The organism is Collinsella aerofaciens (assembly GCF_020709435.1).
Lineage (GTDB): Bacteria > Actinomycetota > Coriobacteriia > Coriobacteriales > Coriobacteriaceae > Collinsella > Collinsella aerofaciens_AU.
Map to the genome: position 1 here is coordinate 1 of NZ_JAJFDP010000053.1, position 417 is coordinate 417.

Consider the following 417-nt stretch of genomic DNA (forward strand, 5'->3'; position numbering starts at 1 on the left):
TCGGCGGCGGGATCGCGATGGTCCCCGCCGTCCACTGCCTCATAAGGGCGGGCAGTGGAGCCGGCAAAAGCAGACGCGCGCTGGCGCCATCAATTGCGGCGGCGATCGACCGCAACGCCCACGGGATCCCGACGTCCGTCATCGTCCACGACCCGAAGTCCGAGATCCGCGCATGGACCGAGCCGCTCGCCAGGAGGACCGGGATGGAGGTCGTCGCCATCCGGCTCGACGAGCCCGTCAAGTCGGCGAGGTTCAACCCCCTCGACCGCGCCATCGCGGCACTCGGGACCGAGGGCACCGCCGGCGCCGTGGCCGAGCTCCGCGAGCTGTCGTCCGCCATCGTGCCCGACGCCTTCTCCTCAGGCCAGAGGTTCTTCACGGACGCCAGCCGCAACCTGCTGACCGGCCTCTGCCTGC

The 417-nt window shown here is 71.0% G+C and carries 1 protein-coding gene; it reads left to right on the plus strand.

What is annotated here, in order from left to right; translation table 11 throughout:
- Positions 1-417, plus strand: a 417-nt coding sequence (locus LK493_RS10100; protein WP_227790931.1) for a type IV secretory system conjugative DNA transfer family protein, incomplete at both ends; no start/stop codon positions are given.